Origin of the sequence: Paenarthrobacter sp. NPDC018779 (genome assembly GCF_044391085.1) — a bacterium.
GTDB lineage: Bacteria > Actinomycetota > Actinomycetes > Actinomycetales > Micrococcaceae > Arthrobacter.
The window spans coordinates 272467-284008 of record NZ_JBIRZS010000002.1; the positions used below are offsets into that span (position 1 = coordinate 272467).

The 11542-nt window shown below is 61.5% G+C and carries 10 protein-coding genes; all 10 read left to right on the forward strand.

The window, feature by feature from the left end; translation table 11 throughout:
* Positions 1–161 precede the first annotated feature (161 nt).
* Positions 162–779 carry an acyltransferase gene (locus ACH488_RS03575; protein WP_397322315.1) on the forward strand — a complete coding sequence of 206 codons (618 nt, stop codon included), beginning with the start codon at positions 162–164 and terminating at the stop codon, positions 777–779.
* A complete protein-coding gene (locus ACH488_RS03580; protein WP_397322316.1) occupies positions 776–1867 on the forward strand; it encodes a DegT/DnrJ/EryC1/StrS family aminotransferase in 1092 nt (363 codons plus the stop codon). The genes ACH488_RS03575 and ACH488_RS03580 overlap by 4 nt, the downstream gene beginning before the upstream one ends.
* Complete coding sequence (locus ACH488_RS03585; protein WP_397322318.1) at positions 1867–2853, forward strand: Gfo/Idh/MocA family oxidoreductase; 987 nt, start codon at positions 1867–1869, stop codon at positions 2851–2853. The genes ACH488_RS03580 and ACH488_RS03585 overlap by 1 nt, the downstream gene beginning before the upstream one ends.
* A 184-nt stretch (positions 2854–3037) precedes the next feature.
* A complete protein-coding gene (gene glf / locus ACH488_RS03590; protein ID WP_397322319.1) occupies positions 3038–4222 on the forward strand; it encodes a UDP-galactopyranose mutase in 1185 nt (394 codons plus the stop codon).
* The gene (locus ACH488_RS03595) at positions 4219–6219 is read left to right on the forward strand and encodes a glycosyltransferase (RefSeq protein ID WP_397322321.1); all 2001 of its coding nucleotides are present in this window, start codon (positions 4219–4221) and stop codon (positions 6217–6219) included. The genes glf and ACH488_RS03595 overlap by 4 nt, the downstream gene beginning before the upstream one ends.
* A 2-nt stretch (positions 6220–6221) precedes the next feature.
* A complete protein-coding gene (locus ACH488_RS03600) occupies positions 6222–7079 on the forward strand; it encodes an ABC transporter permease (protein WP_397322322.1) in 858 nt (285 codons plus the stop codon).
* The gene (locus ACH488_RS03605) at positions 7080–7811 is read left to right on the forward strand and encodes an ABC transporter ATP-binding protein (RefSeq protein WP_397322323.1); all 732 of its coding nucleotides are present in this window, start codon (positions 7080–7082) and stop codon (positions 7809–7811) included.
* A 73-nt stretch (positions 7812–7884) separates the two neighbouring features.
* The gene (locus ACH488_RS03610; protein ID WP_397322325.1) at positions 7885–9999 is read left to right on the forward strand and encodes a DUF6541 family protein; all 2115 of its coding nucleotides are present in this window, start codon (positions 7885–7887) and stop codon (positions 9997–9999) included.
* Positions 10000–10001: 2 nt separating this feature from the next.
* A complete protein-coding gene (locus tag ACH488_RS03615; RefSeq protein WP_397322326.1) occupies positions 10002–10487 on the forward strand; it encodes a GtrA family protein in 486 nt (161 codons plus the stop codon).
* A gap of 3 nt (positions 10488–10490) precedes the next feature.
* Positions 10491–11447 (forward strand): glycosyltransferase family 2 protein, encoded by a 957-nt coding sequence (locus ACH488_RS03620; RefSeq protein ID WP_397322327.1) that lies wholly within the window; start codon positions 10491–10493, stop codon positions 11445–11447.
* Positions 11448–11542 lie beyond the last annotated feature (95 nt).

Here is an 11542-nt window from a genome sequence, read left to right on the forward strand (position 1 = left end):
GGGGTGGGAGCGGGACCGTTGCTTTCGACGCTACGCAGCCCTTGCCCTTGTTTTCCTTCGCTGGGAGCGGCTATGTGGACAACTTTGCTGTGTTTTGCCGCGCAAAGCCGCCTTGACGCGGGTGCATGGTGTCTCGGCTAAGATGAAACTCGTTGTCGCGTGTGCTCAATGAGGAAGGACCTTCACCGGTGATAGTGGTTGCAGAGAGCGCCGATGTTTCAGACGAGGCCGTAATTGGTGAGGGATCCAAGATTTGGCACCTCGCACAAGTCCGCGAAAAGGCCGAATTGGGCACCAATTGCATTGTCGGACGTGGTGCCTACATTGGTACAGGCGTAAAAATGGGAGACAACTGCAAGGTCCAGAATTACGCGCTCGTCTATGAGCCCGCCGAGCTTGAAGCCGGCGTCTTCATTGGTCCCGCCGTGGTCTTGACGAACGATACGTACCCCCGTGCTGTTGGCCCCGACGGGAGCCTGAAGAGTGCCCACGATTGGGAACCGGTGGGGGTGACCATCCGCGAGGGTGCGTCCATCGGCGCCCGCGCCGTCTGCGTGGCACCGGTAACCATCGGCCGGTGGGCCACCGTTGCCGCGGGAGCCGTCGTGGCCAAGGACGTGCCCGACTTTGCCTTGATGGTTGGCGTTCCCGCGAAGCGGCATGGTTGGGTTGGCAAGGCAGGTTTCCCGTTGCAGCGCAGTGGTGAGCACTGGGTATGTCCAGAAACGGGCGCCACATATGTTGAACAGAACGAGACTCTTCGAGAGGTAGAGGCATGAGCCCCGAATTCATTCCCCCCGCCAAGCCCATCATCGGCGACGACGAGGCGAAAGCCGTCACGGCTGTCATGGCCACCGGTCAGCTCGCCCAGGGCACCGAGGTTGCGGCGTTCGAGCAGGAGTTTTCCCAGGTCCTCCTGGATGGCCGGGCAGCAGTTGCCGTCAACTCCGGCACCTCGGGGCTCCACCTCGGCCTGCTTGCTGCCGGGATTGGTCCGGGCGACGAAGTGATCGTTCCCTCCTTCACTTTCGCGGCCACAGCGAACTCCGTCGCCCTCACGGGAGCAACACCCGTTTTCGCGGACGTCGATCCCGATTACTACACGCTTGACCCTGCTTCAGTTGAGTCCAGGATTACGGACCGCACCGCGGCCATCATGCCGGTCCACCTTTATGGACACCCCTTCAATGTGGACGCGATCGGCGCGTTGGCTGCCAAGCACGGCGTCAAGGTCTTCGAAGACGCAGCACAGGCCCACGGCGCTGCCGTAAACGGCCGCAAAGTTGGTACTTTCGGTGACTTCGCCATGTTCAGCCTCTACCCGACCAAGAACATGACCTCCGGCGAAGGCGGCATGGTCAGCACCGGTTTGGCCGACGTCGAACGACGCCTCCGCCTCCTCCGGAACCAGGGCATGGAGCGCCAGTACGAAAACGAACTGGTTGGCTTCAACTGCCGCATGACCAACATCCATGCAGCAATCGGACGGGTCCAGCTGACCAAGGTGGAAGCCTGGACCAAGACCCGTCAGGAAAACGCAGCCTTCTTCGACGCCAACATCGAAGGCGTTGTGACCCCGAAGGTCGCTGAAGGCTACGAGCACGTGTACCACCAGTACACCATCCGAATTGCTGACGACCGGGATGGCTTCGCCAAGGCGCTGCGCGAGGAGTACCAGGTGGGCTGCGGTGTCTACTACCCGATCCCCAACCACCAGCTCGCCCCGTTCCGGACTTCTGACGATCTTCCCGTCACCGAGGAAGCCGCCACCCACGTGCTGTCCATTCCGGTCCACCCCTCGCTGAGCCAGGATGACCTTGAGCGCATCGTCGCGGCGGTCAATGCTGTTGCGAAGGCAGGTAGCTAGTGGCGAACCTTCGCGCGGGGCTCATTGGGCTGGGCATGATGGGCCGCCATCACGCCCGCGTTATTCGTGAGCTCGAAGGCGTGGACCTGGTTGCAGTGGCGGATTCATTTGGTGATCCGCACAATGTTGCCGATGGCCTCACCGTATACAACACGGTGGAGGAGCTCATCGCGCAGGGGATCGACATGGCAGTTGCCGCCGTTCCCACCATCCTGCACGAAGAAGTGGCCCTCCAGCTGGCTGATGCGGGCATCCACTGCCTGGTGGAGAAGCCCATTGCGAATGACTCCGAGTCGGGCCGGCGCATTGCCGAGGCGTTCGAGTCCAAGGGCCTCATTGGCGCAGTGGGACACATCGAACGCTTCAACCCCTCCCTGCAGAGCCTCCGCGACAGGCTGGAGAACGGAGACCTCGGCGAGGTCTACCAGATCAGCACCCGTCGCCAGGGGCCGTTCCCGGCACGCATCGCGGACGTCGGCGTGGTCAAGGACCTTGCCACGCACGACATCGACCTCACCGCCTGGCTGGCCCAGAGCAACTTCGTCAACGTCGTGGCCCACACGACATCCAGGAGTGGCCGCGAGCACGAGGACATGGTTACGGCCATTGGCCACCTCAAGAGCGGCGTCGTCACCAACCACATCGTGAACTGGTTGTCACCGATGAAGGAGCGCACCACGGTGGTCCTCGGCGAGCGTGGAGCCTTCATTGCAGACACTATCTCCGCAGACCTCACGTTTGTTGAGAATGGGACGTTCCAGACTGACTGGGATTCCATCGCGGCATTCCGCGGTGTCTCCGAGGGATCGTCCACGCGATTCGCCCTGGCCAAGCGGGAGCCCCTCAAGATGGAGCACGAGGCTTTCCGCGACGCCGTGCTTGGCAAGTCGCTGAACATTGTCACCATGGCGGAAGGTCTGGAAACCCTGCGGGTTGCGGAGGCCGTCCTGGACTCGGCAAAGTCGGGTTCCGTCATCGCCCTTTGAGCTGCCAACCCGGCTGAGGGTTGTGGGGGAGGCTGGCTTTTGCCAGCCTCCCTTTGCTGTTCAGGGACCTCCCAGGTCCCTGCCCGGCAGTGCCCCGGATACGGGGAACCCGCGTCCCGTCGGGTAGCCTTGACCAGTAGACGTGGGCACTTCTGTGCCCGCACGCCAATACACAGGAGAGTTTGTGAACGCTGATCTCGTCGTCGTCGGCTCGGGTTTCTTTGGCCTGACCATTGCAGAACGCGCCGCTACCGAGTTGGGGCTGAAGGTCGCGGTGCTTGATCGCCGCCACCATATTGGAGGAAACGCCTACAGCGAGAATGAAGAGAAGACGGGAATCGAGGTCCACCGCTACGGCGCGCACCTCTTCCACACTTCCAACGAACGTGTTTGGGACTACGTGAACAACTTCACCAAGTTCACCAGCTACCAGCACAAGGTGTACACCAGCCACAAGGGCGAGGTGTACCCCATGCCCATCAACCTGGGCACCATCAACCAGTTCTTCCGTTCCGCGATGAGCCCGGCGGAGGCCCGTGCCCTGATCAACGAACAGGCCGGCGAGTTGGCCGGTACTGACCCGCAGAACCTCAACGACAAAGGCATCCAGCTTATTGGCCGCCCGCTGTATGAGGCGTTCATCAAGCACTACACGGGCAAGCAGTGGCAGACGGATCCCAAGGACCTGCCCGCAGAGATCATCTCCCGGCTCCCCGTCCGCTACAACTACGACAACCGGTACTTCAACGACACCTACGAAGGCCTTCCGGTTGACGGCTACACGGCATGGATCGAGCGGATGGCGGACCACCCGAACATCGAGGTCATCCTGAACACCGACTTCTTCGACGACGGCGAATTTGGCCGCTCGTCCGTGCTGGGCCAGGTTCCGGTCATCTACACGGGGCCGGTGGACCGGTACTTCGACTACGCGGAAGGCGATTTGTCCTGGCGGACCATCGACCTTGAGGAAGAAGTCCTTCCCATTGAGGACTTCCAGGGCTGCGCCGTCATGAACTATCCGGACGCCGATGCCTCCTTCACCCGCATCCACGAGTTCCGCCACTTCCACCCCGAGCGGGACTACACGAAGGACGCCACGGTCATCATGCGGGAATTCTCGCGCTTTGCGGAGAAGGGCGACGAACCCTACTACCCCGTGAACACTTCCGATGACCGCAGCAAACTGCTTGCCTACCGCGACCTTGCACGCGGCGAGAAGTCGGTGCTGTTCGGTGGCCGGCTCGGAACCTACAAGTACCTGGACATGCACATGGCCATCGGTTCTGCGCTGTCCATGTTCGACAACAAGATCAAGCCGCACTTCACAGGCGGCGCCAAGCTGGAAAGCGGTGGAGTGGACGCATGACCGCCACGACTAACGAAAGCCAGGAGACTTCCATGACCGTTGCCCAAGCCGAGGCCGGCGACCAGGACCTTCGGATCGTCCAGCGCGTGGTCTTCCCCGCCAACCGGGACCTCGACACCCTGCCTCTTTACGTTGACCCTGACACGAACAAGGTCCGCAAACAGGACGAGAACGGCACAGCGGTCATCCAGGCCGTAGGCATGGCCCGCAAGCTTCACCCGGAAGACATCCTGGACCGTGGATCCGTGCAGGTCCGGAGGGGCGAGCGACTCTCCTTCGGCTCGTACTTCAATGCTTTCCCGGCCAGCTACTGGCGTAAGTGGACCATTGCCACCAAGACGGTCCTGCACATCGAAACCGCAGGCGAAGGCACGGTCATCGTCTATCGCTCCAACGCCAGGGGAGCCTCACAGCGTGTGGACTCCATCCTGGTGGAGGGCCAGGCGTCAAACGACGTTGAACTGACCCTGGCGCCCTTCGGTGACGGCGGGTGGTACTGGTTCGACCTGATCGCCGGCGGCGACGGAATGACGCTGAAGAAGGCCCACTGGGCCGTTCCGTCCGAGGGCCGTCCGCAGGGCAAGGTGACCCTTGGTGTCACCACCTTCAACCGTGCGGATTACTGCCTCGAGACCATCAAGTCGATCGACGCCGACGCCGGACTTCGCCAGATCCTGGCCGAGTTGATCATCGTGGACCAGGGCAACAAAAAGGTTGCCGACGAGGACGGTTTTGATGCCGTTGCAGCCTCCATGGGAGACCAGCTGCGCATCATCAACCAGGGAAACCTCGGCGGTTCCGGTGGTTTTGCCCGGAACATGTACGAGACCCTGGTCACCGACAAGAGCGACTACGTCATGTTGCTCGACGACGACATCGAACTGGAAACCGAGGGCGTACTCCGCGCAGTTGCCTTCGCCGACCTCTGCCGCAAGCCAACGATCGTTGGCGGCCACATGTTCGATATGTACAACAAGTCTGTGCTTCACGCCTACGCCGAAGTGGTGAACTTCTACCGGTTCCTCTGGGGTCCCGTCGAGGGCCTTGGCAACCATGACTTCTCGGCTGAGGGGCTGCGCTCCACGCCACTCCTGCACCGTCGTTGGGATGCCGACTACAACGGCTGGTGGATGTGCCTGATTCCGAAGACGGTCATTGAGAAGATTGGCCTTTCGCTTCCCGTCTTCATCAAGTGGGACGACGCTGAGTACTCCCTGCGTGCCCGTGCAGCCGGTTTCCCGACAGTCACCCTTCCCGGTGCGGCCGTTTGGCACGTTTCCTGGGCCGACAAGGACGACTCCGTGGACTGGCAGGCGTACTACCACGAGCGCAACCGCCTCATCGCGACGCTCCTGCATTCCCCGTTCCCCAAGGGCGGACGAATCTTCCGGGAGAGCCTGAACACCGACATCAAGCACCTTGTGTCCATGCAGTACTACCCGGAGCAGGCGCGCATCATGGCCCTCAAGGACGTCCTTGAAGGACCAGGGAAGCTGCACGAGCAGCTGCCCACAACCATGCCCAAACTCCGGGCCATGCGCGAGGACTTCGTCGACTCACAGGTAAAGACTGATCCGGGAGCCTTCCCCGAAGTTTTCCGGAAGCGTCCCCCGAAGAAGCCCCAGACGTACAAGCAGCCGGGTGCCCTCGGCCTGCTTCCGTGGGCGGTTAAGACTGTCCTGAAGCAGACCATCGCACCGGTCCGCGAATCGGCTGGAACCAACCCCGAAGCCCACGTCGCGCACCAAGACGGCAAATGGTGGAGCCTCGCGCACCTTGACAGTGCCGTCGTGTCGAACGCTGACGGCACGGGTGCGTCGTGGTACCGGCGTGATCCGAAGCTCGTCCGCCGCATGCTTGTGGAAAGCGCCCAGCTCCACGCGCAGCTTTTCTCGAACTGGGAAGCCCTGCGCGCAGAGTACCGCGAAGCCCTGCACGAGATCACCTCGATGGATTCATGGCGCGAAACCTTCGACGCTTCGGAGCCCAAACAGTAGCGATGGCCGAGTCGACTGATACATATGCTGTTCCCGGGGTTGGTGCCGGGCTGCTGGATGTCTTCCGGCGCCGGTACCTCCTCAAACTGATCGTCCGCAAGGAACTGCGGGTCCGCTACCGGGGTTCGGTGCTGGGACTGGCCTGGTCCTACGTCAAACCCCTGGTCCAGTACTTGGTCCTGTTCCTGGCCCTCGGCATCGTCCTTCGGGTAGGCGACCAGATCCCCAACTACGCCCTGTACATGTTCTCGGGCGTGATCGTGGTGAATTTCTTCACCGAAGCGTTCTCCAACGCCACGCGTTCCATCGTGTGGAATGCCGCCTTGGTGAAGAAGATCTACCTTCCGCGGGAGCTGTTTCCTGTGGCTTCGGTCTGGGTTGCCGCAGTGCACTTCCTGCCGCAGTTGGTGGTCCTGTTGGCGGCAGCGCTGCTCAACGGGTGGCGCCCGGACGCCCTCCAGCTTTTCGGAGCGTTGCTCGGCTTCATCATCGTTGCCGTCACAGCCACCGGCCTGGGTCTGCTCGCTGGCGCCATCAACGTGTTCTTCCGCGATGCCGAGAACATCGTGGACATGCTCATGATGGTTGTTACCTGGACGTCCCCGGTCCTCTATGACTGGACCATGATCCGCCGCCTCGCTCCCGATTGGGCGCTGACGATCTACCAATTGAACCCGGTGACCGTCGCGGTGGAATTGTTCCACTGGGCCTTCTGGTACCCGACCGTCACCAAGCCGGTTGAATTGCCGCCGCACCTCCTCATGACTGGTTTCGCCGGGCTGGGGATGGCCGCTGTGTTCCTTATTATTGGCCAGCTGGTGTTCCGCCGGCTTGAGGGCCACTTTGCGCAGGAGGTCTGAGTGGGCGCCGCAATCATCGTCAAGAACCTGAAGAAGACCTTCAACCTCCGCCATTCACACTCCTTGAAGGAGACGCTGGTATGGCTGGTCAAAGGACGCAAGGGCGAACTGACCAAGAAATTCGATGCCCTGCATGACGTGAGCTTCGAGATCCAGCCTGGCGAGACGGTTGCACTGCTGGGCTTCAACGGTTCCGGCAAGTCAACGTTGCTGAAGCTGATTTCGGGCGTGATCCTTCCGGACAAGGGGACGGTCCGTACCAAGGGCCGGGTTGCCGGCCTGATCGAAGTTGGCGCCGGGTTCCACCCTGACCTCTCGGGACGGGAGAACGTGTTCCTGAATGCTGCGATCCTCGGGATGACCGAGGAGGAAATCAACGCGAAATTCGACGAGATCGTCGCTTTCTCGGAGATCGAGCAGTTCATCGACACGGAAGTGAAGTTCTACTCTTCGGGAATGTTCCTGCGCCTGGCGTTTGCCGTGGCGGTGCACACCCAGCCGGATATCTTCCTTGTGGACGAGATCCTCGCGGTGGGCGACGAGCCGTTCCAGCGCAAATGCCTGGCGAAAATCAAGCAGTTGTCCGATGAGGGCCGCACCCTTGTGGTGGTCAGCCACGACCTGGACATGATCGCCCGCATTTGTGACAGGGGAGTAGTCCTCTCATCCGGTACCGTGCAATTCGAAGGTCCAGCAGACCAAGCCGTGGCTTGGTTGAGGGAACGCAACTAGTCCGGCCTCCAACTGCATAAGTCGTCTGTCACCGGATGGCTGGTGGAAGCATCTAAGAAAGGCGACCGTAGGAATGGCTATCGGCCCTCTGCTGTTGTGTGTACTCCTGATCGTTGTGCTGTGGTGGGGTCCCGGCTGGCTGCTCGGGGAGGCACTGGGAGTCCGTCGGACCATCCTGCCCGTGGTTGCACCGTTGTTGGGAATGGGTGCCCTGACGGTCATCGGCGTCATGGGCCATGGGCTTGGCATGAGCTGGCAACTGCTGCCTGTTGCTGGTGTGCTGGTGATTCTGGCCGGAGTTCTTCTGGCCTTGCGCTTGACGCTGCAGCGCCGGTTCCCCGCCAGGTTCGGGTTGCCGGTCCCGTCCGGTCCCGGAATCTTCGGCAAGCACCACATTTCGGGAGCCTGGTGGATCCTGCTTGCCGGCCTGGTGGCCGGCGGGGCTGTGGCGGCAGTGTCCTGGACTGTTGGTACCGAGGGGCTCCTTGGCATCAACCAGGACTGGGACATTCCCTGGCACGCCAACATGATCCGTTTGATCTCGGTCAACCACGAGTGGGATCCGGGCATTGCGGGTAACTTTGCCTACTACGACACGTCCATTGCCGATGCGCCGATCCGCAGCTACCCCATTGCGTTCCATGCTTTGCTGTCCCTGGTATGGCCCCTGACCGGGGTGAGCATCCCGGTTTTCCTGAACGTTTTCGTGTTGGTGATGATGGCGGTCCAGTTGCCGTTGAGCACTATGGCCCTGACCATGGTGGTTACGCGCCGTCCGATTGCCGTTGCCGCTGCCGGAGCCGTGTCCGGGTGGTTTACGGTCTATCCCTACGACCTCCTGTGGCGTGGTCCACTGATTCCGTTCTTCGCCGGCATGCTGCTGGTGGGCCCCTTCGCTTTCCTTGCCATCAAGGGGGCGCTGGAGGGCAGGAAGTTCTGGATCCCCGGAATCGCGTTCGGTGCCGTCGGCTTGATTGCCGTCCATCCCTCCCTTGCGTTCGTCGTCCTGCCGTTGCTGGTCTTCTGGTTCCTTTCGGCCGCGATCAGGCGAAGGGGCCGGATCCTTGGCATCACGGTCTACCTGGCAGTTGCCGGGGTGCTCGCCGCCGTGCTTGGCCTGCCGATCATCCAGCAGATGCTCAAGGAGTCCGAACGGGTCTCCAAGATGATGTGGGCGCCGGATACGGACCGCAACGGGGCCATCCAGAACATCATCTTCCTGCACCATGGATCCATTGCGATGCCGATCCTCACTGTCATGGTGGCTTTGGGCTGCCTGGCGGTGGTGCTCCGCATCCGCATGTGGTGGTATTTCGGACCGGTCCTGGCTTTCGCTTTCCTTTCGGTCTACACCATGGGCAGTGAGAGTCCCCGGTTCCTGAACCTGACGGCTCCCTTCTACGATGACCAGTGGCGGATCTTCGGTATCCTCGTCATGCTCCTGGTGCCGTTGGCCGGCCTGGGCGTTGCCCAGGCTGCCGAGGCAGTCGAATGGCTGGCAGGCAAAATCCGTGCGCGGCGGTCGTCGCCGTCGGAAGACGGCAGTGACGCACGACGGCGGCCCAGTCGCCTGGTGACGGTGGCCGCGCCGTTCGTCGTGCTGCTGGCCGCAGGAATCGGTGCCACGCCGTACTTCAAGCAGAACGCCGAGCGGATCAACATCAACACCAAAGTGGATGGCGCCACGCTGAGTGCTGCGGAGGTGGACCTCCTCAGCAAAATGGACCAGTACGTCCCGCAGGATGCCACCGTACTCAACGATTCGTGTGACGGTTCTGTGTGGATGTACGCCCTGGGCAACCGCATGCCCATGATCCGGCACTTCGAGGTCCTTCCCACCAACAGGCAGCTTCTGGTCCTGCAAAAACTTCCGGAACTGGCCACTGATGCCCAAGCGCGTGCGGCGGCTTCCGAACTCGGCATCGAGTGGGTTTACATCGCTGACGGACGCATCCGCGCCTGGGATGAACCGAAGCCCGGCCTGACCCAGCCGGATTCCATCCCGTACCTGAAGCTGGTCACGCGCGAAGGCAACGCTGCGCTCTACCAGATCGACTGGTCCCAGTTGCCCGGCGGCAAGGAAGCCTTTGACGCCGACGCCAAGGACAGGGTCCAACTTGACGGCGTGCCAGGCATCCTCGAAAACCGAAACCCTGACGGCATCGCCCCGCTCGGAAGGATTTGCTGACCATGAAGGCATTCATCGCTAAGTTCCTGGCGTCGAGCCTTTTCAGGTTCCTTTTGATCGGTGGCCTGAGCTTCCTGGTTGACCTGGGACTGCTCGCATTGTGTTTCCAGGTCTTTGGCTGGCCGCTCTGGCTCGCCACTGGCGCCGGATTCTGGGGCAGCTTCTTCTTCAATTACTTCCTTCAGCGGCACTTCGCTTTCGGCGGCGGGGGCACGGCCATTGGCGGCGTGCTCCGTTATTCGGGGCTCCTGGTTTTCAACACCCTGGCGGTCATGGGAATCGTGGAGCTCTTCCAGTTCCTTGGCGCGGGCTACGTTGCCGGTAAAGTGGTGGCGACCGCGGTGACCATGGCCTGGAACTACTTCATTTACAAGCACTGGGTCTTCCCGCAGAAGAAGCACGTGAAGGACACCAGCCACAAGACCGATGGCGCGACAGACACCGACGCGCCACCACAGAACCTCACACCAAAGAGCAGCGAAGGATAAGCGATGTATCGAGGCGTTCGAATTGCCGCGGTAGTACCGGCCTACAAAGAAGAGAACCATATCGCGCAGGTCATCCAGACCATGCCGGAGTTTGTCGATCACATCGTCATCGTCGATGACTGCAGCCCCGACGACACATCCGGCGCTGCCCGGCGCGCCGACGACGGCAGGGTCACCCTGATCCGTCACGAAGTCAACCAGGGAGTCGGCGGCGCTGTCCTGACTGCGCACAAGGCTGCAATGGAGCTCGGTGCCGACATCAATGTGGTCATGGCCGGTGACGCCCAGATGGACCCGGAGTACCTTCCCCAGTTGCTTGATCCCGTGGTTGACGGTTACGGTTTCGCGAAGGCCAACAGGTTCTTCTCCGGTGAATCCTTCGCCGGCATGCCCGGCTACCGGATTTTCGGCAACATCGTCTTGTCCTTCATGACCAAGCTTGCCTCCGGATACTGGCACATCTTCGATCCCCAGAACGGCTACACCGCAATCCGGACAGAGGTTCTTCGCCGCCTGCCGATGAACAAGGTGGCGGCCCGTTACAGCTTCGAGAACGACCTCCTGATCCACTTGAACATCCTGGATGTGCCTATCGTCGACGTTCCGATTCCGGCTGTTTACGGAAACGAAGTCTCCAGCATCAAGCTGCGCAAGGTCATTCCGGAACTGTTGGCCATGTTGTTTGGTGGCTTCTGGCGGCGGGTCTGGTGGAAGTACATGGTGTGGTCCTTCTCCGCCGTGGCCTTGCTCCTGATCGCCGGACTCGTCCTGATCGTCATGGGGCTCGGCGTCGGCGCCTGGGTCCTCGCTGCCAGCGTCGGATCGCCGACGGCGGGGTCGGTGATGCTTGCTGTGGTGCCCTTTGTGCTGGGTGTCCAGATGTTGCTGGTCTCGCTCCAGCTGGATATCCAGGCCAGCCCGGACAGGCCAACCATGCATCCCATGAAGGAACGCGCCTGACAAGTTACAAAAAACGGCCCGGACGCAGTGACTGCGTCCGGGCCGTTTTCTTATGAGCCACAGGGCAGGTAGCCCCGTCCTGCCCTATGTGGCTC